Here is a 25,596-nt window from a genome sequence, read left to right as displayed (position 1 = left end):
GATCAGCACGGACCCAGGGAGACTGCGATGGCAAAGGTGACCGGAATCGGTGGGGTGTTCTTCAAGAGCCGTGGCGACCGCGCGGCGCTGGCCGAGTGGTACCGGCAGCACCTGGGCATGACGCTGGAGGAGTTTGGTGGCGCGGTGCTGCGCTGGCCCGACGACAAGGCCAATGACGGCGGGTTGACCGTGTGGGCGCTGGCCGAGCCTGACAGCCAGTGGTTCAGTCCCAGCGATGCGCCTTTCATGATCAATTACCGGGTGGATGACCTGGAGGGGCTGCTGGCGAACCTGCGCGAGGCTGGCGTGACCATCGTCAGCGGGCCGGAGACGCATGAGAACGGTTCGTTCGCCTGGATACTGGATCCGGAGGGGAACAAGCTGGAGTTGTGGCAGCCGATGGCGTGGGACCCGGAGCGGCGGGCCGGTTGAGCGGCATCGGGGGCGCTTCTTCACACGACTCCGTCGCCCGGTTGTCGATAGTGGCCGCGTCACTCCGCTTCGTCGCAGAACTCCATGCCCCTGATTCCCGAGCGCGTCCGGCGCTGGCCCCGGCCATGGCGCGTGGCGTTGCTTACCTTGCTGGCGCTGTATGCGCTGTACCTTGTTGCCGGCAACGTGTTCCTCAACACGCCGTTGTTCGATGCGGTCACCAACCGCAAACCTGAAAAATTCAGGCTGCAGACCGGGCCGGCGCTGACGCTGCTGCCCGGGCACGCGGTTGTCTGGAACGTGCGCATCCGCGGCCAGGCCAACCATACCGTCTACATCTTCCGTGCCGACCGTGCGAGCGCGTGGATCTCGCTGGTGCACCTGTTCAAGCGCGAAGTCCGCATTCCAGGCATCAACGCCACCGGCGTGGAAGCGGACATCCAACGGGTGGAAAAGGCGATCCCGCCGCCGCCGCGTGGTGATCGCGGCTGGAACATCCGGCTGGATGCGATCCACAGCGACAGCATCCGCAGCGGCCGCTTCGGAAAGCTGCTGATTGCCGGGCAGGGCCATGGCACGGTGGGCTTCCAGAAGCAGGTCAAGGGCGGGCCGTCCGAACTGTTCGATTCCACTGCTGGCTTCGAGCAGGCCACGATCACCTACGACGGGGTCAAGCTGCTTGACGAGGCGCACCTGGCCGCGCGCTTCCATTACCCGCGCCACTACCGGGATGAAGCCCCGGGCCTGCGCAAGTTCGGCATCACCTTCGCGCAGCTGCAGGTGGATGGGCGCAGCCAGGCGATCAAGATCGACACGGCCGGGCCACACGTCAAGGTCGGCAGCGTACCGGCCGAGGCACGGCTCACGGCCGATGTGGTGATGGACCGCGGCCTGCTGCAACCCGGCAGCCGGGTGGTGTGGCGGGTGCCGGTGCATGCCGGCGTGCATGCACCGGATCGCGGCTTGTTGTCGCTGCAGCTGGACGTGGCCCAGGACATGCGCGTGCAGGCACGCCTGCCGCGCGACCCGGAAACCGGCAGCGAACTGCACGCGGACCTGCGCGTCACCGGCCGGAAGATTCCGTTCGAGGCGCCGGCCGAACTGTTGCCGCGCCTGTCCGGGCAGGTACGTGGCGCGTGGCGGTTCGAGTCGTTGAACTGGATTGCCGATCTGTTCGTGCGCAAGCCGTGGTTCAAGCTGGAAGGTGGCGGGCTGCTGCAGGGTGACCTGCGCATTGCCGATGGCCAGTTGGCGCCTGGCAGCACGCTGGAGGTGCCACAGGTGGCCGCCATCGCCGAGGTGGCGGGCGTGCGCATGCAGGGCGATGCACATGCGGTGGGACGCATCGTCAACGGTGCGCCGCCGCAGGCGGAATTGAAGGTCGCTATTCCCACGTTCCGCGCGGCGCCGTCCGATGCGCCCAAGGCGGTGTTGTTCGATGGCAAGGCGCTGGCGTTGACCCTGCGCGGCGATGCACGGCTGCAGCAGCTGCGCGACGGCATGCGCGCGCAGCTGCGCTTCAACGACGCGCGGGTGCCCGACCTGAGCGCCTACAACCGCTACGTGGGCAACGACAATGTGCGTCTGCTCGGGGGGACCGCACTGCTGAGCGGCGACGTGACGCTGGATGCTGCCGGCCGGGTCGGGCAGGGGCGCGCGGACCTGCGCGGCACCGGTGCGCGCATGCAGGCCGCCGGCCTGTCGCTGCGTGGCGATGCCCAGGTCAAGGCAAGGCTGCAGCGTGCCGACTTCGACGCTGGCCAGTTCGACCTGGGCGGCACCACGCTCAGCCTGCGCAACGTGCAGGTGGACGGCGATGCCGCCAAGGGCGGCTGGTGGGGCGAGGTCGACCTGCGCAGCGGGCATATCCAGTCGGAGGCACCGTTCCAGGTGGACGCACGTGCCGACCTGCGGCTTCGCGATGCCGGTCCGCTGCTGGGCATCTACGCCGAGCGCAGCCAGTACCCGCGCTGGGTGCTGGGGCTGCTCGATTCGGGTGAAGTGCAGGCCAGCGGCCAGCTGCGCTGGCGCCGCGAGCACCTGGCGGTGGACGACCTGCAGGCCGAGAACGCGCGGCTGTCGCTACGCGCCCGGCTGGACATGGAGCAGGCGCAGCGCCGTGGCGACCTGTACCTGCGCTGGGGCCTGCTCGGGGCCGGCATCGAACTGGACGGCGGCAAGCGCACCTGGCACCTGTCCGGGGCGCGCGACTGGTACGACAGCCGCCCCCGGGTGCTGCCCGAGGCCAAGCCGGCCCCGTAAGGCCGGAAGTCTCAACGCCGCGCGGCGCCAACCTCGCAGGCAGCCCGAGCCGGTAGCGCTGCGGCCGGCGTGGCTGTCCCGGTCACCGCCCGCGCCGTGTCAGCGGCGGCGACCTTTTCCGGCTCCGCCAGCGCCCGCGCCAACCCCGCATCGGCGATATGCCCGTGCAGGAACAACAATCCGCTGTAGATGTTCATGTGCGTCCTCCACTTGAGTAGGACTCACGATAGGGGCAGGATGGACGTCGCAAAAGCGATCCTTTCGCAAGTCTTTCTTGAACTGGATTCAAGTCGCCATGTCCCGTATCCCGCTCCAGCCGCTGCAGAATTTCGTTACCGCCGCACGCCTGGGCAACCTCACCCGCGCGGCGGATTCGCTGAACCTGACCGTCAGTGCGCTCAGCCACCAGATGCGGCAGCTGGAGGAGCGCCTGGGGTATGCGCTGCTGCAGCGCCAGGCACGCGGGGTGCGGGTGACGCCCGAAGGGCAGCGCTTGCTGGAACAGGTAGGCCCGCATCTGGATGCCATCGCGCAGGCGCTGCAGCCGTTCGGTGCGCGCCACGACCGCGTGCTGTCGGTCAGTGCGTTGCCGTCGATGGCCTCCAACTGGCTGGTACCACGGCTGGGCTCGTTCGTGGCCTGCCACCCGGAGATTGAATTCAACCTGGAATCCAGCGAGCGGCTCACCGATTTCGACCGGCAGCTGCAGTGCGATGCCGCGCTGCGGGTGGGTGCCGGGCAGTGGAGCGGCCTGCATGTGGAGCCGCTGTTCGATGAGTGGCTGATGCCGATGGCCAGCCCGTCACTGGTCGAGCGCATGGGCGGGCTGGGCGCGCTGCCGCTCTCGCAGTGGCCGCTGCTGGGGGACCCGGATGGCGAGTGGCAGCGCTGGTTCGCCTCGGTCGGCGAGGTTGCGCCGTCGCGCTATGTGGCCATGCTCAATGACTCCGAATCGCACCATCGTGCCGCGCTGGATGGCTTCGGGGTGGCGCTGGGGCGGGTGACGCGGGCGCGGTTGCTGCTGGATTCGGGCCAGTTGATTGCCTTGTCACCGCACCGGTTGAAGACGCGCTGGTCGCATTGGCTGGTATATCCGCCACGGTCGTCCACGCACCGGGGGTTCCTGGCATTTCGTGAGTGGCTGCACGCGCAGGCGGCGGAGCATGCGCGGCATATGGAGGCGTTGGTGGGGTGACGATCAACCCGCAGGGGTTGGCCAATAGTGGCTGTCGGAGGTGCTGCGCGCGCCGAAAATCGCCTGGCCTACGCGTACCACCGTGGCGCCTTCCTCGATGGCAATCTCGAAATCGCCGGACATGCCCATCGACAGTTCGTCCAGGCTGACGCCCACCGGCAGGGTCGGACGCAGGCGCTCGCGCAGGTCGCGCAGGCGCACGAAACACGGGCGCACCTGTTCGGGATCGGCCGAGAACAGCGCCAGGGTCATCAAGCCGCGCACGCGCAGCTGGGGGAAGGCGGGCAGCTGCTGCACGAAGTCGGCCACCTCGATCGGGTCCAATCCGTACTTGCTGGCTTCGCCCGAGGTGTTGACCTGCACGAACACATCCAGCGTGCGGCCTTCCTGCGCCAGCCGCTGGTCCAGCGCCTGGGCCACGCGCAGGCTGTCCAGCGCCTGGAATTCGCTGGCGAAGCGGGCCACATCCCGCGCCTTGTTGGTCTGCAGGTGGCCGATCACCGACCAGCGGATGCCCAGGTCGGCCATGGCTTCGGCCTTGCCCTTGGCTTCCTGCACCTTGTTTTCGCCCAGCGTATCGCAGCCGGCCTGCACCGCCAGTCGCAGCCGCGCTTCGTCCACGGTCTTGCTCACCGGCAGCAGCCGCACCGTGGCCGGATCGCGCCCGGCACGGGCGCAGGCAGCGGCAATGCGTGCGTGCACCGCGTCCAGGTTGCGGCGGAAATCTTCGACGGTGGCAGCCTGCGGCCAGGTGGGTGCGACGATGGACATGACGTGTTCCGGAACCGGCGAGGCACGAATTTTCGCACGGGCAAACGAAATGGGTCGGTAACATTTCGTGGCCCATCGGCGCCTGCGTGGGCCGGCCAACGGCCGGCGCTACCGGTATCCGAAGCCTGCGGTTGATCCCGATCTCAATGGGCCCGTAACGGTTCGCAGCCCCGGCCGTTGGCCGGACACCGCGCGTAGCGCGGCCCAAGCGTCCGGAGACGGTCCCGCAACGATGACGGCCGGTACGCCGGCGTTTACACCTTCCGAAGCCCACCGTCAGGCGTCGATCAGGGCGCGGCAGTGGTACCCGGACGGATGTAATGCGACTGCCCGTTGTCGTTGAGGAAGATCAGCTCCGGCTTGCCCTGCCAGGAGGTGAGCATGGCGCCGGTGCTGTTCTGGTGCTTGATCACCAGGGTGGCGCCACGATCCGGGTTCGCGGTGATCTTGAACACTTCGGTGGTGCCCTTGGCATCATCCAGCGTGAGCGAGGCCTCATCGCCGACATCGGCAGTGCCATAACTGCCCCGTTCGGACCCGTCGGCACCAAGCAGCACCACGCCCGACAGCGGCGAGGCGCGCGGGCCCTGCGACACGCCCTTGCTGAGCGGATCGGGCAGCGGCGCGCCCAGGATCACCCGCGCCTGGCCGCTGCCGTCCTGGATGACCAGCCCGCGGGCGGTGATCACCCGCTCGGCGGACTGGCTGCGGTGCAGCTGCACGGCGGTGTACCCCGAGACCAGCAGGGCAAGGCTGGACACTGCCAGTGTGGTGAGGGTGAGTACGCGCGACATGGCAGGTTCCGGATCCTTGGATGGCAGCGACGATAGCCGAAGCCGTGATGGCCGCACCAGTCGGAAAAGTCTGTATCTATCGTCAGCGTGAAACCGGTCACAGCAATCAATGGAAGTCGCGGCTGTGGGTACGCACCCCCTCGATCAGCGCATCGAGGTTGTGCATGCGCTGCACGATCAGGTGCTGCACGCCATCCACCCGCTCCAGCCGGCCATCGATCTGCATCAGCTGCGCCTCCACCAGCACCCGGTGCTGGCGGTCGGCGGTCCTGCGCCAGACCACTGCGTTGACCATGCCGCTTTCGTCTTCCAGGGTGAGGAAGGTCACCCCGCTGGCGGTCTGCGGGCGCTGGCGCATGCGGACCAGGCCGGCGAAACGCACGCTGCGCCCGTGCGGCAGCTGCGCCAGTTCATCGGATCGCTGGCAAAGCCGTGCGCGCAGCTCGTCGCGCAGGAACGACACCATGTGCTGGCCCAGGGTGGTGCCGGTGCTGTTGTAATCGGCCTGCATGTCCTCGAACGCACTCGGCGCCGGCAAGGCCACGGCGGCGTCGGCGGTGGCGCGGACGTTCTCGAACAGCGGCAACGGCTTTTCCACCCCAGAGACATCCCAGCGCGCGCGGTGGCGGTGCCCGCTCAGCCCCTTCAGCGCGCCGGCGTCGGCCAGCAGCCCCTGGTGGCGGCGGTCCAGCCGGGCCCGCTGGCTGAGGTCGGCCACGCTGTCGAAGGCATGGCGCGTACGTGCCTGCATCACTTCCTCGGCCACCGCTTCGCTGAAGCCATCGATCATGCGCAGGCCGAGCCGGATGCCGGGCAGGGCATCGGCCTGCGTGGCCGGCACCAGCGTGCAATCCCAGTCGCTGTGGCGCACATCCACCGGGAGCACCGGCACGCCATGCCGGCGCGCATCCTGCAGGATCTGGTCGGGGGTGTAGAAGCCCAGCGGCTGGCTGTTGACCAGGCTGGCGGCAAACGCGGCGGGGTGGTGGCATTTGAGCCAGCAGCTGACGTAGGTGATCAGCGCGAAGCTGGCCGCGTGGCTTTCCGGGAAGCCATAGCTGCCGAAGCCCTTGATCTGCTCGAACAGGCGCTCGCCGTAGTCGCGGCTGTAGTTGTTCTTTGCCATGCCGGCCAGCAGCTTGTCGCGGTGCGGTTCCAGCCCGCCGTGGCGCTTCCAGGCGGCCATCGAACGGCGTAGCGCATCGGCCTCGCCCGGGGTGAAGCCGGCGGCGGCCACTGCCAGCTGCATCACCTGTTCCTGGAACAGCGGCACGCCCAGGGTGCGCTTGAACACTTTCTCCAGTGCCGGCGGGTAGTCGACTTCTTCGATCCCTTCTTCCTTGAGCCGCTTGCGGCGGTTGAGGTAGGGATGGACCATGTCGCCCTGGATCGGGCCGGGCCGCACGATCGCCACTTCGATCACCAGGTCGTAGAAGCAGCGCGGCTGCATGCGCGGCAGCATCGCCATCTGCGCGCGCGATTCGATCTGGAACACGCCCAGCGTGTCGGCGCGGCAGATCATGTCGTAGGTGGCGGTGTCGCCGGCCGGGATGTCGGCCATGCCCATCGCCGGGGCGCCATGCGCGTGCAGCATGGCCAGGCATTTGCGCACGGCGGTGAGCATGCCCAGCGCCAGGCAGTCGACCTTCATCAGCCCGGTGGCATCCAGGTCGTCCTTGTCCCACTGGATCACGGTGCGGTCGGCCATGGCCGCGTTCTCCACCGGCACCAGGGTGGACAGCGGGTGCTCGGAAATCACGAAGCCGCCCGGGTGCTGGGACAGGTGGCGTGGGAAGTCCACCAGTTCGGCGGTGAGCGCCACCACCCGCTGCATCAACGGCGTGTCCGGGTCGAAGCCGCGTTCGCGCAGGGCCTCGGGCAGTGGCTCGTGGCTGCTCCAGCGGTCCAGGCAGGCGGCCAGTTCGTTGACCTGGTCCGGCGGCAGGCCGAGCACGCGGGCCACGTCGCGCACCGCGCTGCGGCCACGGTAGCTGATCGCCACGGCGGTGAGCGCGGCACGTTCGCGACCGTAGCGGTTGAACACATACTGCAGCACTTCCTCGCGCCGTTCGTGTTCGAAATCGATGTCGATGTCCGGCGGTTCGTCGCGTTCTTCGGAAATGAAGCGCTCGAACAGCAGTTCCATGTGGCTGGGGTCGATCTCGGTCACGCCCAGCACGAAGCACACCGACGAATTGGCCGCCGAGCCACGGCCCTGGCACAGGATCTGCTGGCTGCGGGCGAAGCGCACGATGTCGTGCACGGTGAGGAAGTACGACTCGTACTGCTTGAGGTGGATCAGCCGCAGCTCGTGTTCGATCTGCCCGCGCTGCGCCTCGCTGGCGCCGCCGGGCCAGCGCCAGCGCATGCCCTCTTCGACCAGGGTGCGCAGCCAGCTGGCCGGGTCGTGGCCGTCGGGCACCAGCTCGCGCGGGTAGGTGTACTGCAGCTGCGCCAGGTCGAACCGGCAACGCTCGGCCACGCGCAGGGTTTCCTCCAGCAGCTCGGGCGGGTACAGCGCGGCCAGCGCCTGGCGGGTGCGCAGGTGGCGTTCGCCATTGGGGAACAGGTGCCAGCCGGCATCGGCGATGGTGCAGTGCTGGCGGATCGCGGTGAGGGTGTCCTGCAGCGCACGGCGGCGGCGCACGTGCATGTGCACATCGCCGCTGGCCAGCAGCGGCAGGTCGTGGGCGTAGCCGAATTCCAGCAGCGCTTCCAGCCGCGCCACGTCGTCGGCGTCGCGGTGCAGTTCCACCGCCAGCCACACGCGGTGCGCGAAGCGCGCATGCAGCCAGGCCGCATCTTCGGCACTGGGCGAACGCGCCGGCCACAGGCACAGCAGGCTGTCGGGCAGGGCATCGAAGTCCTCGCGCAGGCAGCGGTATTCGCCCTTTGGCGCACGCCGGCGGCAGGTGGTGATCAGCTGGCACAGCCCGGCATAGGCGGCCTGGTCGGTGCACAGCAGCACCACCTTGGGCCCGTCCTCGATCTGGAATTCCGCGCCGGTGATCAGCGCCAGCGCGTGCTTCTTCGCCGCCTGCCAGGCGCGCACGATGCCGGCCAGCGAACATTCGTCGGTGATCGCCAGGGCCTGGTAGCCCTGTTCCTTCGCACGCGCGAACAGCTCCTCGGCAATGGAGGCGCCGCGCTGGAAACTGAAGGCCGACAGGCAATGCAGTTCGGCGTAACCGGGCAGGGCGGTGCTCATGCGAACCAGCCGTGCAGCATGAATGGCCCATGCCGCGCACCGGCCGCGGTGTAGGCCCAGGCGCGCTGGCCCAGCGCCGTTTCCACCACGTAGTAGTCGCGGCGCACATCGCCTTCGTCCCACCAGCCCGATTCAATCCGCTCCGGCCCGGAAAGGATGCGCAGGTCCGGGTCGTACAGTGGCTGCGGGGTGGCCAGCAGCCAGCCCGGGCGCAGCGGCAGGGTGGGTGGCGGGCCCTTGATGGCCTGTGCGGCGGTGCCGCTGGCGCGTTCGGGGCGGTGTTCGGCGCGCAGCCCAACGCCCTGCACGGCATCGTCGCCCAGCCGCGCGCGCAGGCGTTCGCGCAGCTGTTCCCACGGCATGGCCTGCTGCGGGCGCGGGTCGAACAGGTCGCGCGCGGCCGGCACGAACGGCGGCAGGTGTTCGGCCTGCAGGCGCAGTCCACGGCTGCCGGCAGGCAGGCGCAGGTGGTCGACGCGGTTGCGCGCCAGTTCGAACAGCATCGCCGCATCGCGTTCGGGGGCGAGCAACCCTACGGTGAGCCGGGTATCGGGGTGGCGCTCGTGTTCGAACCACAGGTCGAACTGCTGCGCGCCGCCATCGCGCGAACACAGGAAGGCGGCCAGGTCGGCGGTGAGGCGGCGCAACGGGAACAGCAGGGCCTGGGTGGATTCGATTTCATACTCGAACTCGATCCGCGCATCGAACCGGTCCGGCGGCCGGAAGTACTGCAGCGGCGCACTGCCGATACCGCGCAGCGCATCCAGGTGGGCCAGAACCTGGGCCGGGAAACGCCGGGCCAGGCTTTCGCGGGGCAGCGCGAAGGCCGCGCCCAGCGTGCGCAGGCCGGAGCGCGCCAGTACCGTGACGGCCTCGGCCGGCAGGCCGCTGCGGTCGATCGGGATCTGCGCCAGTGCAGGTTCCAGCGCGGCCGCATCCACGCCCAAGCGGGCATGCACGCGGGTGAGTACCCAGGCGGCGTGCGGGTTGGGTGCCGCTACCAGCCGATGGCGGAAGCCTAGTTCCTTCAAGCCCTCGCGCAGGCGCTGTTCGATCGCCGGCCAGTCACCGAACAGGGCACGGCTGGCGCCGATTTCCAGCGCCAGCGCATGCGGGAAGGCCAGGCTCACCTGCGAGCTGATGCCGTACAGCCAGCTGGCCAGCAGCTGGCGGGTGTCCTGTTCGGCGCGCGGGTCGTAGTCCACCGTGAGCATGTCGCGGGTCAGCACCTGCGCGGCCGACAGCAGCATGCCGCGGCGCAGGCCAAGCTGGCGCGCCGCCGGGCTGACCGCATGCAGCACCCGCCGCTGGGCCGGGCCGGTGACCAGCACCAGCGGCGCGCGCGGATCGGGCTGCTGGCGCAGGGCCGCGTCCAGCGCCAATTGAGGCAGCAACAGGCAGGCCCACTGCATGGCGGCGCCTCAATGGGCCAGGGCCAGCGGCAACGGCTGCGCCGGTGCCATGCCGCCGCGGCATTTGAGCACCCGCACCTGGCCGGCATCGAGCTGCAGGCGCAACGGGGCGGGGGAGGGGTTGCGGGCCAGCCGGCTGTCGCGGAACGCAAAGCCCAGGCACTGGCCGGTTTCGGCGGCCACCTGCAGCCGGCGCAGGGCGCGGTCGTCGGCGTGCCCGGGCCAGCACAGCACCGCCGCACACGCGGCCGAGCGCAGGCATTGTTCGGCCGCCCACAGCGCTTCGCGCGGGCTGGCATGCACTACCTGCAACTGGGCCAGGGCCAGCCCGGCGCCGGCCCAGGCTGGCGCATGCGGCAGGTGCGGCGGGGCGACCAGCACTACGGTCTGCTGCAGCTGGCTGAGCCGGGCCAGGGTCGGCCAGACCAGCGCCAGCTCTCCCTGGCCGGGCGCGGCCAGCAGCACCTCGGACAGGGCCGAGGACGGCCAGCCGCCGCCGGGCAGCCGGCTGTCCAGCGCCGGGTGCCCGGTCGGGTGGGCAGCGGCTTCCCGCGCCGTCCCGCGCGGCTGCCCGCGCCAGACCTGGCGGCTTTCCAGCAGCTGTTCCAAGGCCACCACCGCGCCCATCAGCGCACCTCCCTGGCGGGCTGGAACAAGGAGAAATGGGCGGGAAACCTGAACATGGAGGCGAGGATAGGCAGGGCAGGTGTCAAGGGTTGAGACCGACATGCTACGTGGTATTAGCAAAATTGCTAATGAATTTACCGCCCTGTCGGTGACCCCGTAACAATTCGTAGCCCCGGCCGTTGGCCGGACACCGCGCGCAGCGCGGCCCAAGCGTCCGAAGCCCAATTCACATCAGCCCACCGCACATTTCCCGACGTTTACCGCCGCCGAAGCCGCCCGTCAGACGTCCATGACCCCCGCAAAAAAATCCCCAACGCCAACAGCGACACCCCAGCCCCCACCCAGCACACCGCCCCCCACCCATGCGCCGCATACACCGCGCTTCCCAGCAACGCGCCCAAGCCACTCCCGGCCGCATAGAACAGCATGTACCCCGCAATCACCTGCGCCTGGGCCTGCGTAGGTGCCGCCGCCAGGATCAGGCTCTGGTTGGTCACATGCAGGGCCTGCACGGCCAGATCCAGCAGCAATACGCCCAGCACCAGCCAGCCCAGCGAGGCGTGCAGTGCCGACAGCGGCCACCAGCTCAGCAGCAACAGCAGCAGGGCCCCCCGCGTCACCCGGTCGGCATGCCCACGGTCGCTCCAGTGCCCGCTGCGTGCGGCGGCCAGTGCGCCGAGCAGGCCCACCAGTGCGAATGCACCGATCGCGGTGTGCCCAAGCCGGAACGGCGGCGCGCTCAACGGCAGCGCCATGCTGCTCCAGAACAGCCCGAACCCGGTGAACATCAACAACCCCAGCAGCCCCCGCCGGCGCAGCACCGGTTGCTGGCGCAGCAGGGCCAGCAGTGACAACCGCGGCGAGGCGATTGGCACCGCAAGACGCGGCAGATACCGCCACAGCAGCACCCCGGTCAGTCCCATCACGCCCGCCGAGAACAGGTACACCGTGCGCCAGCCGCCCAGGTCGGCGACCACGCCCGCCACCAGCCGCGCCAGCAGCAGCCCGATCACCACCCCGGCCTGCGCCGCACCGACCACGCGGCCCCGCTCATGCGCCGGCGCGGCGGCGGCCGCGTAGGCAATCAGCCCCTGGGTCATCGCCGTGCCCAGCAGGCCGACCGCGAACATGGCCAGCAGCAGGCCCATGGCCGTACCGGCGGCAGCAACCCAGAGCAGCGCCAGCATCAGCGCAGCGGTCTGCAGCGCCATCAGCCGCCGTCGCTCGACCCGGTCGCCCAGCGGCACCAGCCACAGCAGGGCGGCCACCGACCCGACCTGCGTCGCGGCGATCACCGCGCCGATCCAGGACACGCCGATGTGCAGGTCGGCCGACAGGGCATCCAGCAGCGGCGGGGCGTAGTAGACGTTGGCCACGCTGAGCCCGCCGGCGCAGGCGAACAGCAGAAGCAGGGAAGGGGCGATGCGCGGGAGTGGGGTGGTGGCGGACATAACTGGTCTCAAAATAGAACCAGTTGAGTCTGTGTCATTTGGTTCTAAAATGAAACCACTCGAGGAGGCTCGCCATGCACCACGATCTCAACCGCACCTGCCCGGTTGCCCGCGCGCTGGACCGGATCGGCGACCGCTGGTCGCTGCTGATCGTGCGTGACGCCTTCGACGGCGTCCGCCGCTTCAGCGATTTCCAGCGCGGTCTGGGCATGTCGCGCAGCATGCTCAGCCAGCGCCTGCAGGCCCTGCAGGACGCCGGTGTGCTGATCCAGCAGGCCGCCGCCGATGGCAGCCGATACCACGACTACGTACTCACCGCCCAAGGCCAGGCGCTGTTCCCGCTGGTGGTGGCGCTGCGCCAATGGGGCGAGGGCCACCTGTTCGACCCGTCTGAACCGCGTTCGCACCTGCAGGTGATCAGCACCGGGCAGGCCGTGGCACCGCTGCTGCCCCACGATGCAGAGGGCAGGGCGCTGACGGCTGCGGAGACCGAAGTAATCAAGCCGGATCAGGTTCCCCTGAGCGGCGACTTGACCCGGGGCTGAAAGCTGGCGGCCGCCTCGAGGATTTCTCCAAGAAGGTCGGGGTGGCGATCCAAGAGGCGGAACAGGTTGAACACCGCTGCCACCGGCTGTGCCTTGCCCGTTTCATACCGGGAAAACGCATTGGGGCCGCCGCCGGCGATGGCCGCTGCCTCATGCTGACTCAAGCGCAGCTTACGACGTACGCGGCGCAGCTCCGCGCCCGCGTCCAATCGGGCCTGGTGCACCAGTTCATCGGCCGCCGCGAGATATCGTGCATGGCTGGTGTCATCCAGAAACGTCTCTTCGCAACGCTCGCAGCGCTCACCAACAAGTTGGGGCACTTCGATCGTTCGATTGCCGCTGGCCAGTGGCAGCGATCCGGCAAAAGCGACCAGTGAACCCACCGCGCCGCATGCAGGGCATTGACCTGGGGCGAGGGTGGGGTAGTCGTGTGCGGTCGTCATGGTCATAGCTTCTTGAATGAAACAACGAGCTTGGGAGTGGGGGCGATTGCGTTGCTGGAAGCAGCAGGTGGAAACCAGAGCATGAATTTGATGTACGCCAACCCGTTTTCAGTAGGGCCGTGATAGACGTCCTGCCACAGGGTATGAGCTGCGTCGTTCTCGGCTGTCATGGACTTGAAGAAGTGATCTGGGGCCAAGCCCAGGATTGCCTTGATTGCCTGCTGCGGGGCCAGCTGCATCGCGGCCATGCCCGCTACTGCCTTGAATCCGAAAACCTGGGTTCCCAAGCGCCGCACCACCTGCTTGACCTGTATCAGTGGGTACTCCGGCGCCTGCTTTTCCCAGACGCCGTCGGAGCGGACGGTGATGTCGCGTGGCGTGGCACCAGCCCGGGTGTGAGGGGGCGATGTACGCATCGCTTCCTTCCATGGTCAGGACGAATATACACCTTAGAGGTTGAATCACAATCACTGCAACGCAAACGTTTCTATCCAATTCGGTTGTTCGATAGGCCACATCGCTCGTAACTCAAAGCTGAACACGCTGTTGACACGAATGAACAGGGTGAACGACTCTTGAGCGGATGGGTGCTGGTGACGGCACCCGACGGATGCGGTGGCTGTGGCGACAGGCGGAGGGGCCTGATCGTGGCTGGCGTGCCCGTGTAGTTCGATCCCGAGCGCAGTTGCGTGCCGGGATCCCGCCATGACGGCGCTGCACCCTTCTGCGGCAAGACTCCCTGGATTTACTGCGTCAGCAAAGGTGTTTCGCCCGCTTATGAAAACGATTACAAAGCCCTTGGCCCTGACGGCCGCCATCGCCCTGTCGCTGTCTGCCCCTGCCCTTGCCGCACCGGCGGTGGGTGGCGACGCCTTCACCGTGCTCCGCCTGGACCAGGCACCGACGTACCTGGATGCCAAGCTGGTGGCCGAACAGCTGCAGGCGCTGGACGTGGATGCGCTGACCATCGGCAACGTGATCCGTCCGGCCGACAGCATGGGAAGCGCGCAGGCACCGGACCCGCTGGCGGCATTGGCCGACGACCTGGGCTACACCTATCGCTTCGTCAGTGCCGACCCGGCCGCGGCCGAACAGCGCGGCAGCATCGTGCTCTCACGCCTGCCAGTGGAAGCCGAATCGGGCGTGGAAGCGCCGGGCCTGAACTACCTGCGCCTCAACGACGGCCGCCACGTGGTGGCGCTGTACACGCGCGCTGCCGAGGCCGATGGCGCGGCGGTCAAGATGCTGGTGGACAGCTCGCGCCTGGGTGCGCCGGCGGTGCTGCTGGGTACCGATGCGGACATCGCCACCGCCGCGGGTTTCGCCGCCATCGGCAAGGGTGCCGGGTACAGTGCCGGCTTCGATGCCGCCACGACCAAGCCGGTCAAGCTGCGCCTGGATGCCGATGCGAGCATCGCCGGCCAGCTGCTGACGCTGGGCTACAACGCCCCCGTGGGCGGCGACACGCCGTGGATGGACACCGGCCTGGGCGCGGATGCGCGCGCCAGGCTGCTGGTGGCGCGGATGACCGTGGACGAGAAGTTCCAGATGCTGCACAGCTACTTCGGGCTGGGCAAGGATGGCGGGCCGCTGCCGGAAGGCGCGGTCGGTTCGGCCGGGTTCGTGCCGGGCGTGCCGCGCCTGGGTATTCCGTCCCAGCAGTCGGCCGATGCCGGCGTGGGCGTGACCAACCCGGGCGGGATCCGCAAGGGCGACCATGCCACGGCGATGCCCTCGGGCCCGTCCACCGCCTCCAGCTGGAACCCGCAGATCGCCTTCACCGGCGGTGCCACCATGGGCCGCGAAGCGTGGCAGCAGCGCTTCAACATCCTGCTGGCCGGCAGCGTCAACCTGCAGCGCGACCCGCGCAATGGCCGCAATTTCGAATACGCCGGCGAAGACCCGGTGCTGGCCGGTCGCCTGGTGGGTGAGTCGATCCGCGGTGTGCAGAGCCAGCACGTGATCTCGACGATGAAGCATTTCGCGCTCAACGACATGGAAACCTCGCGCAATTTCCACAGCGCCGAAATCGGCGAACAGGCGATGCGCGAGTCGGACCTGCTGGCCTTTGAAATCGCCCTGGACGAAGGCAAGCCCGGTTCGGTGATGTGCTCCTACAACCGCATCAACGGCACCTACGGCTGCGAACACGATTACCTGATGAACCAGGTGCTCAAGCAGGAATGGAAGTTCCCGGGTTTCGTGATGTCCGACTGGGGCGGTGTGCACAGTGGTTCGAAGGCGGCGCTGGCCGGCCTGGACCAGCAGTCGGCGGGCGAGGTGTTCGACAAGGCGGTGTATTTCGATGCGCCGCTGCGGCTGGCCGTGGCCGGTGGCACGGTGCCGCAGGCGCGCTTGGACGACATGGTGGCGCGGATCCTGCGCACGATGTTCGCGCACGGCAATTTCGACCTGCCGCCGCAGCATGTGCCGATCGACGATGAAGCGGGCTTTGCGGCCGCGCAGCGCACGGTGGAAGAGGGCAGCGTACTGTTGCGCAACGCCGGCGACGTGCTGCCGCTGGGCAAGGAGGTGCAGCGCATCGTGATCATCGGCGGGCATGCCGACAAGGGCGTGATCGGGGGCGGTGGTTCGTCGATGGTGGGCTGGACCGCGCGTGGCACCAATGCGGTGCCGGGCGTGCTGCCAACCACCTGGCCGGGCCCGGTGATCTTCCACCCGTCCTCGCCGCTGGAGGCGCTGCGCGCCGATCGCCCGGATGCGACCATCGAGTACGTGGACGGCCGTGACGTGGCGGCTGCCGCGCGCGCTGCCGCAGCAGCCGACGTAGCGATCGTGTTCGCGACGCAGTGGTCGGCCGAGTCGGTGGACCTGCCGCACATGAAGCTGCCGGACAACCAGGACACGCTGATTGCCGGGGTGGCCAAGGCCAACCCGAAGACGGTGGTGGTGCTGGAAACCAACGGTCCGGTCGAGCTGCCGTGGCTGCAGCAGGTGCCGGCGATCCTGCAGGCGTGGTACCCGGGCATCCGCGGCGGTGAGGCCATTGCGGCGCTGCTGACCGGCAAGGTGAATCCCTCGGGCCGGCTGCCGGTGACGTGGCCGGTGGACGCATCGCAGCTGCCTCGCCCGCACGTGAACGGGCTGGGCTTCAATCCGAAGCAGAAGCCGGACGACACCATCGATTACAACATCGAAGGCGCCAACGTCGGCTACAAGTGGTTCGCGGCCAAGGGCCTCACGCCGCAGTTCGCGTTCGGCCACGGGCTCTCGTACACGCAGTTCCAGTACGACAACCTGACCTACACGGCGATGGGCCAGCGCCTGGTGGCGACGGTGGACGTACGCAACACCGGCAAGGTGGCCGGTGCGGACGTGGCGCAGCTGTACCTGAAGATGCCCGAAGGCAGCACCACGCCGATCCGCCTGATCGGGTTCCAGAAGGTCACGCTGCAGCCGGGCGAATCGCGCCGGATCCGCATTGAGGCCGAACCGAAGGCGATGGCCAGTTTCGATACGCGCGACAAGCAGTGGAAGATTGCGGAAGGCCGTTACGAGCTGCAGCTTTCGCGTTCGGCCAATGAGCCGCTGCAGACCTCGCCGATGGTGTTGAGTGGTGGTGTGGTGAAGTGAGGTGTACGTGGTGCGTGGGCGTTTAGAGCGCTCACGCTTTACCGCGAACAGCCTTGGTCTGCGGGTGCACCTGGCTTGGCTGGCGGGTGTGGGTTTGCGGGACACGCTGCAAGTACATCCATGTAAGCTCGTTCGCGCCATCCATGGCGCTCTACGGTCCCGCAAACCCACCCCCGCCAGCCTTTGACAGTTGGCTGGTTGCCCACGGAAATCAAACGCAAGGCAACGGCAACGACAGCCGCGACGCTGTCGCTTTTCCCTGGCCACCGACTCACTGTCAAAGGGTCGGCGGGCATGGGGGTACGGGGGCTTTGCGAAACATGGATGTTTCGCAAGAGCCCCCATGGATGGGTTTACGGCGCCCCCCGTACCCCCATGCCCGCCGGCCCAAGCCAGGGACGCCCGCAGACCAAGGCTTTGGCTTTTGAGGCTCTGGCTTTTCAAGGCTCTGGCTCTCAAGGCTTTGCTGTAAAAGGCCGTTCGCGGCCAACCATCGGCACATATCGGCCGGGGAAGAACGGCGCTAGGCTGCGGAGGTAGGTCGCCATCACCTTCCCGGAGAGAGCCATGCGTGTTCGTGTCGTGCCTGTCGTGCTGTTGAGCCTGATGATTGCCGCCAGCGTGTCGGCGCAGACCGCGCCGATGACGCCGGACATTCCGGCCAAGGGATTCGTCACCCCTACCGCCGGGTATGACTACGACAAGCGCGAAGTGATGATTCCGATGCGCGACGGGACCAAGCTGTATACGGTCATCGTCGTGCCCAAGCGCGCGCGCAATGCACCGATGCTGTTGACCCGTACGCCCTACGACGCCGCCAACCGCGCCAAGCGCATCGATTCGCCGCACATGCGCGACATCCTCCCGCAGGGCGACGAAGTGTTCGTCGATGCCGGCTATATCCGCGTGTTCCAGGATATCCGCGGCAAGTACGGTTCCGAAGGCGATTACGTGATGACCCGGCCGCTGCGTGGCCCGCTCAATGCCACCAAGGTCGACCATGCCACCGACGCCTGGGACACCATCGACTGGCTGGTCAAGCACGTGCCCGAAAGCAACGGCAAGGTCGGCATGCTGGGCTCCTCGTATGAAGGCTTCACCGTGGTGATGGCGCTGACCAACCCACACCCCGCGCTGAAGGTCGCCGCGCCGCAGAGCCCGATGATCGATGGCTGGATGGGCGATGACTGGCTGAACTACGGCGCCTTCCGCCAGGTCAACTTCGGCTACTTCACCGGCCAGCTGGCCAAGCGCGGCAAAGGCCCGTCCATTCCCAGCACCGGCTACGACGATTACACCACCTTCCTGCGTGCCGGCTCGGCCGGTGACTATGCCAAGGCCAATGGCCTGGAACAGCTGGCGTGGTGGCACAAGCTGGTGGAACACCCGGCCTACGATGCCTTCTGGCAGGAACAGGCGCTGGATGCGCGCATGGCCAAAACCGAATTGAAAGTCCCCACCATGTGGCTGCAGGGCCTGTGGGACCAGGAAGACATGTGGGGCGCGGTGCACAGCTATGCCGCGATGGAGCCGCGTGACACCGGCAATACGCTCAACTATCTGGTCATGGGTCCGTGGCGGCACAGCCAGGTCAACTATGACGGCAGCAGCCTGGGCGCGCTGAAGTTCGACGGCGATACCGCCCTGCAGTTCCGCCGCGACGTGCTCAAGCCGTTCTTCGACCAGTACCTGGTCGACGGCGCGGCCAAGGCCGATACACCCCCGGTGCTGATCTACAACACCGGCGAAAACCACTGGGACAAGCTGCAGCAGTGGCCGCGTACCGCTGCCCAGACCAGACCGCTGTACCTGCGCGCCGGCGGCAAGCTCTCGTTCGAGGCGCCGCAGGCGGGGGAGGCCACGTACGAAGCCTACGTATCCGACCCTGCCAAGCCGGTCCCGTTCGCGCCGCGCCCGGTGCGCTTCGCCGACCGCGACATGTGGACCAGCTGGCTGGTCAAGGACCAGCGCTTCGTCGATGGCCGCACCGACGTGCTGACCTTCGTCAGCGAGCCGCTCACCGAACCGCTGCGGATCGGCGGCGCGCCGCAGGTGAACCTGCAGGCGGCCACCAGCGGCAGCGACAGTGACTGGGTGGTGAAGCTGATCGACGTGTATCCGGACCAGGTGCCGTCGACGCCGGAGATGGGCGGCTATGAGCTGGGCGTGTCGATGGCGATCTTCCGGGGCCGCTACCGCGAAAGCTTCAGCGAACCCAAGGCGATCGCCTCGAACCAGGTGCTCGATTACAGGTTCGGCCTGCCCACCGCCAACCACGTGTTCCAGCCCGGCCACCGGGTGATGGTGCAGGTGCAGTCCAGCCTGTTCCCGCTGTACGACCGCAACCCGCAGACCTTCGTGCCCAACATCTACCTGGCCAAGCCCGGCGATTACCAGAAGGCGACCCAGCAGGTGTGGCATGCACCGGGCAACGCGTCGTTCATTGCGTTGCCGGTGTACTGATGCCGGGGGCGATTAGCCGGATACGCTCGGGTAATCGGTATAGCCCTTGGCGCCGCCGCCATACAGCGTGTCCGGATCGAGGTCGGACAATGCCACGCCCAGGCGCAGGCGTTCGACCAGGTCCGGGTTGGCGATGAAGGCGCGCCCGAACGCGATCATGTCCGCATAGCCGGAAGCGATGGCCCGCTCGGCACTGTCCTTGTCGTAGCCGTTGTTGGCGATCCACGGGCCCTTGAACTTCGCGCGCAGTGCCGCGTAATCGAACGCGATGTTGTCGCGCGGGCCACCGGTGGCGCCTTCGATCACATGCACGAAGGCCAGGCCGCCAATGGCATCCAGGCGCTCGACCGCACGTTCGAACAACGGCTGCGGCTGCGAATCCCGCGCATCGTTGGCCGGGGTCACCGGCGACAGGCGCACGCCGGTACGCTCTGCGCCGATTTCCGAAGCGATCGCGCGCACCACTTCGTCGAGCAGGCGGGTGCGGTTTTCGATGCTGCCGCCGTATTCGTCGGTGCGCAGGTTGCTGCCATCACGCAGGAACTGATCGATCAGGTAGCCGTTGGCGGCATGCACTTCCACGCCGTCGAAACCGGCGGTGATCGCGTTGCGTGCGGCCTGGCGGAAGTCCTGGATCAGCGCGGGAATCTCGTCCAGGCGCAGCGCGCGCGGCTCGGAAACATCCTCGAAGCCCTTTGCGGTGAAGGTCTTGCCGTTGGCGCGCAGCGCGCTGGGTGCCACCGGCACTTCGCCGTCCGGAAGCAGGCTGGTGTGCGAGATGCGGCCCACGTGCCAGAGCTGCAGCACGATGCGGCCGCCGCGCGCATGCACCGCATCGGTCACCTTGCGCCACGCATCGATCTGGGCCTGGCTGTAGATGCCGGGCGTGTCCAGGTAGCCCTGGCCGAGCGGGCTGATCTGGGTGGCTTCGGCGATGATCAGGCCGGCGCTGGCGCGCTGCTCGTAGTACTGGATGGCCAGCGGGTTGGGCACGCGGCCTTCGATGGCGCGGTTGCGCGTCAACGGTGCCATCGCGATGCGGTTGCCGACCTCGATCGCGCCGAGCCGGGTGGGGGTGAACAACGTACCGTCAGGGGACTGTGTCATGTGCGATGCCTTGGGGAAGGGAAGTCGTGCAGGGATACGACACCCAGCATAGGCCCGGGTGCGTTGCAGCGATGGGAAGCATTGTTGCGGGGCGCTGCGTGCACGTTGTGTAACGCATCCGGGGCGTAGGGTAGTGAGGTACCCAAGCAGAGGCAGTGCAATGATCGATTACCAACTCAAGGGCAAGGTTGCCATCGTCACCGGTGGCGTTTCCGGTATCGGCCTGGCCGTGGCCGAGCTGCTGGCCGATTCCGGCGCGGCGGTGGCGGTGTGGGACCTCAAGGACGACGCGGTGCAGAAGACCGCCGAAGCCATCCGTGGTCGTGGCGTCAATGCGATCGGCATTGCCCTGGACGTCACCGATGAAGCGGCGGTGGACGCGGCCGTACAGCGCACGGTGCAGGAACTGGGCGGGCTGGATATTGCTGTCAACAACGCAGGCATCGGTGGCCCGTCGGCGACCAGCGGCGAGTACCCGGTGGACGGCTGGAAGCGCGTCATCGACGTGAACCTCAACAGCGTGTTCCTGTGCCAGCGCGCGCAGATCCAGGCGCTGCGCAAGGGCGGCAAGGGCGGCAGCATCATCAACATGGCCTCGATCCTGGGCCAGGTCGGGTTCGCCAATTCGGCCGCCTACGTGGCCGCCAAGCACGGCGTGGTGGGCCTGACCCAGACCGCAGCCTGGGAACACGCGGGCGACAACATCCGGGTCAACGCGGTTGGCCCGGGCTTCATTGCCACGCCGCTGCTGGACAAGATGGATCCGACCGTACGCAAGGCGCTGGAAGCCAAGCACGCGCTGAACCGGCTGGGGAAGGCGGAAGAAGTGGCAGCGCTGGTGGCCTGGCTGGCCAGTGCCGACGCGTCGTTCGCTACCGGTACGTATTACGCCATCGATGGCGGTTACCTGGCCCAGTAAACACCGTGGGGCAGGAGCGGGCCTGGCCCGCTCCTGCACGCCATGCTCACGCCCGACTTCACGGCACTCCCACGACGCTCACGCAAGGCTGGAACCATTGCCGAGGAGAGCTGGATGGGACTGGAACAGGATCTGTCGATTCTGCTGCGCATTGCCGCAGCAATGTTGTTTGGTGGCGTGCTCGGCCTGGAGCGGGAGTTGGGCAAGCATGCGGCCGGGCTGCGCACGCACATGCTGATTGCCGGCGCGGCCGCGCTGATCGTCGGCCTGGGCGACAGCATCGCCGAGCATTTCCAGCAGGAGCGCTACCGTGACCTGCTGCAGGTGGATCCGGTACGCCTGATCGAGGCGGTGGTGGCGTGCGTTGGCTTCGTGGCGGCGGGCACCATCCTGCGTGGCAACCGCGATGACGAGGTCAGCGGTTTGACCACGGCCAGTTCGCTGATCATGGCCGCGGCCATCGGCATCGCGGTGGGGATCGGGGAATATGTGATTGCGATCGGGGTCAGCGTGATGTGCGTGATCGTGCTGACGGTGTTTCGTCGATTGGCAAAAAAGCTGGAGTCACCATGAGCAGCGAACGTCCGTTCGAGATCAAACGCCTTGATCACCTGGTGCTGCGGGTACAGGATCTGCAACGTGCCGTGGCCTTCTACCGCGATGTATTGGGCTGCACGGTAGCGCGCGAGCGCCCGACGCTGGGCATGGTGCACCTGCATGCAGGATCCTCGATGATCGACCTGGTGAGCGTAGAAGGTGCGTTGGGCAGCCGTGGTGGTCCGGCGGCCGGCGCGCAGGGACGCAATCTCGAGCACCTGTGCCTGCGCATCGAGCCGTTCGACGAGACGGCGCTGCGCGAGCACCTGACGATGCACGGGGTGGCGGTGGATGGGCAGGTCAGCAGCAACCTGGGTGCGGAAGGCGATGGGCTGTCGCTTTACCTGCGCGACCCCGATGGCAACGGGGTGGAGCTCAAGGGACCGGCCAGTCCGTGCTGCGGTTAGGCAGCCAATCCGCTGTGGGGGCGTAGATCTTTGGTTTAATGGGCGGATCGTGAACGCTTCGCCATGGTTGGACCATGATCATTTCCGCTTCCACCGATTACCGCGCCGCCGCGCAACGCCGGCTGCCGCCGTTCCTGTTCCATTACATCGACGGCGGCGCCTACGCCGAGCACACGCTGCGCCGCAACGTCGAAGACCTGGCCGGCATCGCGCTGCGCCAGCGGATCCTGCGCAACGTGGCCGACCTCAGCCTGGATGCGGAGCTGCTGGGTGAGCGCATGGCGATGCCGGTGGCGCTGGGGCCGGTGGGGCTGACCGGGATGTTTGCGCGACGGGGCGAGGTGCAGGCGGCGAGAGCGGCGGCGAGCCGCGGCATTCCGTTCACGCTGTCGACGGTGTCGGTGTGTGCGATCGAGGAGGTGGCGCCGGCCATCGGTCGCCCGATGTGGTTCCAGTTGTATGTGCTCAAGGACCGCGGTTTCATGCGTAATGCGCTGGAACGCGCCAAGGCGGCAGGGGTCACCACGCTGGTGTTCACGGTGGACATGCCCACGCCCGGCGCGCGCTACCGCGATGCGCATTCGGGGATGAGCGGCCCCAACGCGCCGTTGCGGCGCATGCTGCAGGCCGTGACCCACCCGCGCTGGGCGTGGGACGTTGGGTTGCGTGGGCGCCCGCATGACCTGGGCAACATCTCCACCTACCGCGGCAATCCCACCGGGCTGGGCGATTACATCGGCTGGCTGGGCAGCAATTTCGATCCTTCCATTTCGTGGAAGGACCTGGAATGGATCCGCGAGTTCTGGACGGGGCCGATGGTGATCAAGGGCATCCTGGATCCCGAAGACGCGCGCGATGCGGTGCGCTTCGGCGCCGATGGCATCGTGGTATCCAACCATGGCGGCCGCCAGCTGGACGGGGTGCTGTCGACGGCGCGCGCGCTTCCGGCCATCGCCAGTGCGGTCAAGGGCGAGGTGGAGATCCTGGTCGATTCGGGCATCCGCAGCGGGCTGGACGTAGTTCGCATGCTGGCGCTGGGTGCTGACGGCGTCCTGCTGGGCCGCGCGTTCGTGTATGCGCTGGCGGCTCACGGCGAGGCCGGCGTGGCCAACCTGCTGGATCTGATCGCGAAGGAAATGCGCGTGGCGATGACGTTGACCGGCGCGCGGAACATTCGCGAGATCAGTGAGGATTCTCTTGTCGGTTTGTCGCGCTGAAAGCGGTAACGCGGTAAAGCGGTGAAGCCTTGGTCTGCGAATTTGCCTGGCTTGGGCCGGCGGGCATGGGGGTACGGGGGGCGCCGTAAACCCATCCCTGGGGGCTCTTGCGAAACATCCATGTTTCGCAAAGCCCCCGTACCCCCATGCCCGCCGACCCATTGACAGTGAGCCGGTGGCCTAGGGAGAAGCGACAGCGTAGTGGCTGCCGTTGCCGTTGCCGTTGCCGTTGCCCTTGTATTTGATTTCCGTGGGTCACCGGCCAACTGTCAAAGGCTGGCGGGGGTGGGTTTGCGGGACCGTAGAGCGCCATGGATGGCGCGAACGAGCTTACATGGATGTACTTGCAGCGTGTCCCGCAAACCCACACCCGCCGGCCAAGCCGCGGACGTTCGCAGACCAGGGCTTTTTGCTCTTGCTTGTGCTCTTGCTCTTGCTCTGCGCCGTACGCGCTAAACCAACATCACTCGCAGCGGACTGCAGTGATGATGTTGTCCTTGTCGAGGTAGACGCGCAGGCGGTCGGGACGGTGGTCGCGGGTGGCGACGGTGGAGCCGGGGCCGATGGGGATGATCAGCCCGGCGCCGCTCTGCTTGAAGACAGTGCGCATGGTGGCTTCGTCGGCATTCTTGCCGATGGCCCAGGTCAGGCCTTCGGCGTGGCATTCGCCGCTGCCGGTGATTTCCGGCCCGGGCGCGGTGGCGCAGGCGGACAGGGACAGGGTGGCCAGGGCCACCAGCGGAAGCACGTTGCGCGAACGGGTCGTCATGGGTCGCTCCTGCGGTTGCCAGCCCCGACCATACCACCGCCGTAGTGGCCCCGGGGTGGGCGCCGCTACACTGGTGGCCGGAGTCGACGAAGGAGCCGGTGGTGCTGCACGTGTTCATGCTGGGGGGGCGTCATGCCCGCGCGCGGATCGAAGTCCATGACGTGGCGTTCGCCAACGTTGAACGCATCGAAGATGCATATCCGCAGCTGCGCCGGGACTGGTTTGGCGAGGCCAGGGGCCTGCATGTCGATGGCTGGTTGGCCGTCGATGGGGTCGAGGAGTATCGGGTAGCGTTTGGCGACGCCGCCCCGGCGGCGGACGAGCCCCGGCTGTTCTTCGTCAATCTGGGTGGCTATGTGCCCGGCGCACTGGGCGAGGCGCATGATTACCTGCTGCTGGTCGCGCCTGATCTGGCGGCGGCCCGGCGCAAGGCCAAGGCGCTGCAGGATGCGCGCTGGGACAAGCCGCATACCGATGCGTTGCTGGAGGTAGATGACTGCATCGCCATCGACCAGGTGGGGGGCCGCCATGTACAGCTGGTGCGCGCTGCGCATGCAGGCATCCAGCAGGTCAGCGATTACATCGTGATCGGCTGAGCGCGCAGCGTCGACCACAGCGCCTCCAGGTGCTGCACGAACGCTGCCGGCGCGGTCGCCAGGTTCGCGCTGCCGTGGTGTTCGCCGCCGAAGGGCTCCTCCCCGGGCAGCGACACCCGCGTTTCACCTTCGATTCCGTAGCCGGTGCCGCCGTCTATCAGGCTGATGTGCAGCTGGTGCGGGTCGATGCCGCCCCCACAGAACGTGTGGCTGGCCAACGTGATCTCTGCCTGGCCATCGCCATCCAGGTCGGTCACGCCCACGTGCTCCAGAAACCAGCCCGCTTCCAGGTCCAGTCCGGCGCAGGGCTGGCGGATCTGACGCTGCCATTGCTTGCTCCAGGCCCCGCGCGGGTCCGACCGGGCATGCAGCTGCGCAGTCAGCACCGCGACCTCGAGCACGTTGCCGCTGTCGGCATCCTCATGGGTTTCGTCTCTTCGCTCCAGCACCAGCAGGCCTTCCCCGTGGCGGTCGCGGAAATGCACGCGCCGAAGCACGTGGTCGCCCCCCGGTAGCGGCGCCGCAGTGGCCACCGGTTCGGGAAGCAGGGTCAGTTCGTGCACCGCCGCCGCCGGCCCCTGCTCGGCACAGGCGGCCAGTGCCAGGCAGGCGGCCCCCATCAGCACAGGGTTGAGCAGGCGGAACAGGCGGGGCGGGCAGGCGGTATCGTGCATGGGGGGGCGTCGCGTAGCTGCCGTGATCATTACCCATCCCCTGCCGGCATGACCACGCACCGCGTCGCGACCGGCTCGTTTCGAGGGCCCGGATTGACTCGTCCGGCCCGTGT

Annotated in this window: 23 protein-coding genes; 11 read left to right on the top strand and 12 right to left on the bottom strand. The window is 67.7% G+C overall.

Annotated elements, in window-relative coordinates; translation table 11 throughout:
• Positions 1-27: 27 nt before the first annotated feature.
• Positions 28-432 carry a VOC family protein gene (locus V9K91_RS09505; RefSeq protein ID WP_068852588.1) on the top strand — a complete coding sequence of 135 codons (405 nt, stop codon included), beginning with the start codon at positions 28-30 and terminating at the stop codon, positions 430-432.
• An 84-nt stretch (positions 433-516) separates the two neighbouring features.
• Positions 517-2,694 carry a hypothetical protein gene (locus V9K91_RS09500; protein ID WP_336443126.1) on the top strand — a complete coding sequence of 726 codons (2,178 nt, stop codon included), beginning with the start codon at positions 517-519 and terminating at the stop codon, positions 2,692-2,694.
• A gap of 11 nt (positions 2,695-2,705) precedes the next feature.
• On the opposite strand, the gene V9K91_RS09495 is transcribed toward V9K91_RS09500, so the two are convergent.
• Entirely contained in the window at positions 2,706-2,891 is a 186-nt protein-coding gene (locus V9K91_RS09495; RefSeq protein WP_336443125.1) for a hypothetical protein, read from the bottom strand.
• 98 nt (positions 2,892-2,989) lie between these two features.
• Between V9K91_RS09495 and V9K91_RS09490 the strand changes: the two genes are divergently transcribed.
• Positions 2,990-3,889 carry a LysR substrate-binding domain-containing protein gene (locus V9K91_RS09490; RefSeq protein WP_336443124.1) on the top strand — a complete coding sequence of 300 codons (900 nt, stop codon included), beginning with the start codon at positions 2,990-2,992 and terminating at the stop codon, positions 3,887-3,889.
• Positions 3,890-3,892: 3 nt separating this feature from the next.
• Here the strand turns inward: V9K91_RS09490 and V9K91_RS09485 are convergent, their stop codons facing one another.
• The 6 genes from V9K91_RS09485 to V9K91_RS09460 all read right to left on the bottom strand — a co-directional run bounded on the left by V9K91_RS09485 (position 3,893) and on the right by V9K91_RS09460 (position 12,152).
• A complete protein-coding gene (locus V9K91_RS09485) occupies positions 3,893-4,660 on the bottom strand; it encodes a YggS family pyridoxal phosphate-dependent enzyme (protein ID WP_336443123.1) in 768 nt (255 codons plus the stop codon).
• Positions 4,661-4,947: 287 nt separating this feature from the next.
• Positions 4,948-5,454, bottom strand: a complete 507-nt coding sequence (locus V9K91_RS09480) for a hypothetical protein (protein WP_093535896.1) — start codon at positions 5,452-5,454, stop codon at positions 4,948-4,950.
• Between the two features lie 106 nt (positions 5,455-5,560).
• Complete coding sequence (locus tag V9K91_RS09475; RefSeq protein ID WP_336443122.1) at positions 5,561-8,662, bottom strand: error-prone DNA polymerase; 3,102 nt, start codon at positions 8,660-8,662, stop codon at positions 5,561-5,563.
• A complete protein-coding gene (locus V9K91_RS09470; protein WP_336443121.1) occupies positions 8,659-10,074 on the bottom strand; it encodes a DNA polymerase Y family protein in 1,416 nt (471 codons plus the stop codon). Before V9K91_RS09470 ends, V9K91_RS09475 begins: the two co-directional genes overlap by 4 nt.
• A gap of 9 nt (positions 10,075-10,083) precedes the next feature.
• Entirely contained in the window at positions 10,084-10,701 is a 618-nt protein-coding gene (gene imuA / locus V9K91_RS09465) for a translesion DNA synthesis-associated protein ImuA (protein WP_093535890.1), read from the bottom strand.
• A 257-nt stretch (positions 10,702-10,958) separates the two neighbouring features.
• Positions 10,959-12,152 (bottom strand): MFS transporter, encoded by a 1,194-nt coding sequence (locus V9K91_RS09460; RefSeq protein ID WP_336443120.1) that lies wholly within the window; start codon positions 12,150-12,152, stop codon positions 10,959-10,961.
• A gap of 74 nt (positions 12,153-12,226) precedes the next feature.
• Between V9K91_RS09460 and V9K91_RS09455 the strand changes: the two genes are divergently transcribed.
• Positions 12,227-12,697 (top strand): helix-turn-helix domain-containing protein, encoded by a 471-nt coding sequence (locus V9K91_RS09455; protein WP_336443119.1) that lies wholly within the window; start codon positions 12,227-12,229, stop codon positions 12,695-12,697.
• Here the strand turns inward: V9K91_RS09455 and V9K91_RS09450 are convergent.
• Together V9K91_RS09450 and V9K91_RS09445 are read right to left on the bottom strand one after the other, a co-directional pair.
• The gene (locus tag V9K91_RS09450) at positions 12,661-13,140 is read right to left on the bottom strand and encodes a type II TA system antitoxin MqsA family protein (RefSeq protein WP_249832626.1); all 480 of its coding nucleotides are present in this window, start codon (positions 13,138-13,140) and stop codon (positions 12,661-12,663) included. The two genes, V9K91_RS09455 and V9K91_RS09450, sit on opposite strands and share 37 nt — an antisense overlap.
• Positions 13,141-13,142: 2 nt before the next feature.
• Positions 13,143-13,556 (bottom strand): type II toxin-antitoxin system MqsR family toxin, encoded by a 414-nt coding sequence (locus V9K91_RS09445; protein ID WP_249832625.1) that lies wholly within the window; start codon positions 13,554-13,556, stop codon positions 13,143-13,145.
• Positions 13,557-13,917: 361 nt separating this feature from the next.
• On the opposite strand from V9K91_RS09445, the gene V9K91_RS09440 reads away from it, so the two are divergent.
• Complete coding sequence (locus V9K91_RS09440; RefSeq protein ID WP_336443118.1) at positions 13,918-16,734, top strand: glycoside hydrolase family 3 C-terminal domain-containing protein; 2,817 nt, start codon at positions 13,918-13,920, stop codon at positions 16,732-16,734.
• Between the two features lie 567 nt (positions 16,735-17,301).
• Entirely contained in the window at positions 17,302-19,197 is a 1,896-nt protein-coding gene (locus tag V9K91_RS09435) for a CocE/NonD family hydrolase (RefSeq protein ID WP_336443117.1), read from the top strand.
• A 12-nt stretch (positions 19,198-19,209) separates the two neighbouring features.
• Here V9K91_RS09435 and V9K91_RS09430 read toward each other — a convergent pair whose 3' ends face one another.
• A complete protein-coding gene (locus V9K91_RS09430) occupies positions 19,210-20,304 on the bottom strand; it encodes an alkene reductase (RefSeq protein ID WP_336443116.1) in 1,095 nt (364 codons plus the stop codon).
• Between the two features lie 160 nt (positions 20,305-20,464).
• Here V9K91_RS09430 and V9K91_RS09425 point away from each other — a divergent pair, with 160 nt between their 5' ends.
• The 4 genes from V9K91_RS09425 (at position 20,465) to lldD (ending at position 23,444) form a co-directional block, all read left to right on the top strand.
• Positions 20,465-21,223 (top strand): SDR family NAD(P)-dependent oxidoreductase, encoded by a 759-nt coding sequence (locus tag V9K91_RS09425; protein ID WP_068852549.1) that lies wholly within the window; start codon positions 20,465-20,467, stop codon positions 21,221-21,223.
• 114 nt (positions 21,224-21,337) lie between these two features.
• Positions 21,338-21,796, top strand: a complete 459-nt coding sequence (locus V9K91_RS09420; protein ID WP_068852546.1) for an MgtC/SapB family protein — start codon at positions 21,338-21,340, stop codon at positions 21,794-21,796.
• Positions 21,793-22,227 carry a VOC family protein gene (locus V9K91_RS09415; RefSeq protein WP_093535860.1) on the top strand — a complete coding sequence of 145 codons (435 nt, stop codon included), beginning with the start codon at positions 21,793-21,795 and terminating at the stop codon, positions 22,225-22,227. Before V9K91_RS09420 ends, V9K91_RS09415 begins: the two co-directional genes overlap by 4 nt.
• Positions 22,228-22,301: 74 nt before the next feature.
• Positions 22,302-23,444, top strand: a complete 1,143-nt coding sequence (gene lldD, locus V9K91_RS09410; protein ID WP_217538530.1) for an FMN-dependent L-lactate dehydrogenase LldD — start codon at positions 22,302-22,304, stop codon at positions 23,442-23,444.
• A gap of 463 nt (positions 23,445-23,907) precedes the next feature.
• Here lldD and V9K91_RS09405 read toward each other — a convergent pair whose 3' ends face one another.
• Entirely contained in the window at positions 23,908-24,213 is a 306-nt protein-coding gene (locus V9K91_RS09405) for a hypothetical protein (RefSeq protein WP_217538531.1), read from the bottom strand.
• A gap of 101 nt (positions 24,214-24,314) precedes the next feature.
• On the opposite strand from V9K91_RS09405, the gene V9K91_RS09400 reads away from it, so the two are divergent.
• On the top strand, positions 24,315-24,809 hold the full coding sequence (locus V9K91_RS09400) for a DUF1543 domain-containing protein (RefSeq protein ID WP_336443115.1): 495 nt from the start codon (positions 24,315-24,317) through the stop codon (positions 24,807-24,809).
• Here V9K91_RS09400 and V9K91_RS09395 read toward each other — a convergent pair.
• Positions 24,791-25,483, bottom strand: coding sequence for a hypothetical protein (locus V9K91_RS09395; RefSeq protein ID WP_306988390.1), 693 nt, complete (start codon positions 25,481-25,483; stop codon positions 24,791-24,793). The genes V9K91_RS09400 and V9K91_RS09395 overlap by 19 nt on opposite strands.
• Between the last annotated feature and the right edge of the window lie 113 nt (positions 25,484-25,596).

The organism is Stenotrophomonas sp. CCNWLW57, from assembly GCF_037203925.1.
Taxonomy (GTDB): Bacteria; Pseudomonadota; Gammaproteobacteria; order Xanthomonadales; family Xanthomonadaceae; genus Stenotrophomonas; species Stenotrophomonas rhizophila_A.
Note: the sequence above shows the minus strand (reverse complement) of the source record. Positions and strands in the feature narration are given on the sequence as shown.

Bases quoted from the DNA above. Each gene is read 5' to 3' on its own strand.
- V9K91_RS09505 (WP_068852588.1), top strand. From the start codon at position 28: ATGGCAAAGGTGACCGGAATCGGTGGGGTGTTCTTCAAGAGCCGTGGC.
- V9K91_RS09500 (WP_336443126.1), top strand. From the start codon at position 517: ATGCCCCTGATTCCCGAGCGCGTCCGGCGCTGGCCCCGGCCATGGCGC.
- V9K91_RS09495 (WP_336443125.1), bottom strand. From the start codon at position 2,891: ATGAACATCTACAGCGGATTGTTGTTCCTGCACGGGCATATCGCCGAT.
- V9K91_RS09490 (WP_336443124.1), top strand. From the start codon at position 2,990: ATGTCCCGTATCCCGCTCCAGCCGCTGCAGAATTTCGTTACCGCCGCA.
- V9K91_RS09485 (WP_336443123.1), bottom strand. From the start codon at position 4,660: ATGTCCATCGTCGCACCCACCTGGCCGCAGGCTGCCACCGTCGAAGAT.
- V9K91_RS09480 (WP_093535896.1), bottom strand. From the start codon at position 5,454: ATGTCGCGCGTACTCACCCTCACCACACTGGCAGTGTCCAGCCTTGCC.
- V9K91_RS09475 (WP_336443122.1), bottom strand. From the start codon at position 8,662: ATGAGCACCGCCCTGCCCGGTTACGCCGAACTGCATTGCCTGTCGGCC.
- V9K91_RS09470 (WP_336443121.1), bottom strand. From the start codon at position 10,074: ATGCAGTGGGCCTGCCTGTTGCTGCCTCAATTGGCGCTGGACGCGGCC.
- imuA (WP_093535890.1), bottom strand. From the start codon at position 10,701: ATGGGCGCGGTGGTGGCCTTGGAACAGCTGCTGGAAAGCCGCCAGGTC.
- V9K91_RS09460 (WP_336443120.1), bottom strand. From the start codon at position 12,152: ATGTCCGCCACCACCCCACTCCCGCGCATCGCCCCTTCCCTGCTTCTG.
- V9K91_RS09455 (WP_336443119.1), top strand. From the start codon at position 12,227: ATGCACCACGATCTCAACCGCACCTGCCCGGTTGCCCGCGCGCTGGAC.
- V9K91_RS09450 (WP_249832626.1), bottom strand. From the start codon at position 13,140: ATGACGACCGCACACGACTACCCCACCCTCGCCCCAGGTCAATGCCCT.
- V9K91_RS09445 (WP_249832625.1), bottom strand. From the start codon at position 13,556: ATGCGTACATCGCCCCCTCACACCCGGGCTGGTGCCACGCCACGCGAC.
- V9K91_RS09440 (WP_336443118.1), top strand. From the start codon at position 13,918: ATGAAAACGATTACAAAGCCCTTGGCCCTGACGGCCGCCATCGCCCTG.
- V9K91_RS09435 (WP_336443117.1), top strand. From the start codon at position 17,302: ATGCGTGTTCGTGTCGTGCCTGTCGTGCTGTTGAGCCTGATGATTGCC.
- V9K91_RS09430 (WP_336443116.1), bottom strand. From the start codon at position 20,304: ATGACACAGTCCCCTGACGGTACGTTGTTCACCCCCACCCGGCTCGGC.
- V9K91_RS09425 (WP_068852549.1), top strand. From the start codon at position 20,465: ATGATCGATTACCAACTCAAGGGCAAGGTTGCCATCGTCACCGGTGGC.
- V9K91_RS09420 (WP_068852546.1), top strand. From the start codon at position 21,338: ATGGGACTGGAACAGGATCTGTCGATTCTGCTGCGCATTGCCGCAGCA.
- V9K91_RS09415 (WP_093535860.1), top strand. From the start codon at position 21,793: ATGAGCAGCGAACGTCCGTTCGAGATCAAACGCCTTGATCACCTGGTG.
- lldD (WP_217538530.1), top strand. From the start codon at position 22,302: ATGATCATTTCCGCTTCCACCGATTACCGCGCCGCCGCGCAACGCCGG.
- V9K91_RS09405 (WP_217538531.1), bottom strand. From the start codon at position 24,213: ATGACGACCCGTTCGCGCAACGTGCTTCCGCTGGTGGCCCTGGCCACC.
- V9K91_RS09395 (WP_306988390.1), bottom strand. From the start codon at position 25,483: ATGCACGATACCGCCTGCCCGCCCCGCCTGTTCCGCCTGCTCAACCCT.